1 protein-coding gene is annotated in these 1,251 nt (G+C 58.2%); it reads right to left on the minus strand.

Annotated features, from left to right (window positions below; genetic code table 11):
* Positions 1-143 precede the first annotated feature (143 nt).
* On the minus strand, positions 144-1,251 hold a 1,108-nt coding region (locus tag CDO44_RS26175; RefSeq protein WP_144389598.1), incomplete at its 5' end, for a Tn3 family transposase.

Consider the following 1,251-nt stretch of genomic DNA (forward strand, 5'->3'; position numbering starts at 1 on the left):
GGGGTCTCCTCGTTTTCAGTGCAATAAGTGACGGTACGAAAAGCTAGCACTGGCGCGGAGGTGGTGTTGGTAGATCGTTGATTTCATTGACTTTCCTGTTCACTTTCAAATCTGCGATTCGTGGCGTCAAACCGTGGTCGGTTTCATCCATTGGTGCCAGTTATCGATGCATTTGGCCGCGAAGGCAGGATTTGGTCAGCATAGCGGTCAACCGGGAAGCGAAACACACCCCGCAAGTTGATGCTCTCCAGCCTGGTGGGCGCAATCTTCCCGATCAGTTCCGGTGGAATGACCTGGCGGCGGTTCGACCAGCGATCCAGGACCGCCTGCATCTGTGAGGTATTCCACGCCATCACGATGTTGGCCATCAGGCTCAACGCATCGGCCACAGCCTGCATTTCATCGACACGTTTGGCCTGCGCCGGGCTGATCCGGCCGGTATAAATGGCGCGCTTGAGGGCGTTAACAGCCTCGCCCCGATTGAGCACCCGGCGCAACTCGTTCCTGAAAGCGTCCTTGACAAAGTAGTCAGCCAAAAACGCCGTACGCAGCAACCGCCCCAATTGCACGCCAGCCTCATAGATTGGATCGCCCTGGGCGGCAGAACCGAACCGCGCAAGAGCTGCCACCGCACTGGCATGTCCGCTCATGACCGAGGCTGCCAGGTGCACCAGACTATCCCAATGCTTTTCGATCAAAGCGACGTCGACATTGGCTTCGCACACCGCAGCGATTTCTGCGGGCACTTTGGTGCCGCGTGGCACAAAGAGGTGGCGCTGTTTGAGTTCCTTCAACCGCGGGCAAAGATCAAAACCAAGCAAACGGGCATGTGACATGGCAAAGTCGGTGTAGCCATGGGTATCCACAGCAAGCTGGCTGGTCTCCAGCTTTTCTTGGCGGATGACACCTTCAATGGCCACGCCCGCCTGGCGCTCATTGAGCACAAAGGGCTGCGCATGGAAGATGCCCCACCGGTCTTTTACATGGGAGTAGATTCCAATGGAAGGTGTGTTGCGCCGAGGATCAAGCCGGGCTTGCCACACCCGTTTGGTGGTCTCCATGCTCATCATGTCAGAAGATGCCAAATCGGACCGCCCCCAGGTGGCGGCAATCGGGTGTCGCTGCATGAATTCCAGCACAGCCTGGCAGGCCTGGCTCAGACGCCGTTCGTCCCGCGCCCAGCGCATGGCCTGGCGAATGCTGGTGGCAGACAATTGCGGAATCATGCGCGCGCATTCGACCGCAGTCAGA

This window comes from Pigmentiphaga sp. NML080357, assembly GCF_002188465.1.
In the GTDB taxonomy this organism is placed as follows: Bacteria; Pseudomonadota; Gammaproteobacteria; order Burkholderiales; family Burkholderiaceae_B; genus Pigmentiphaga.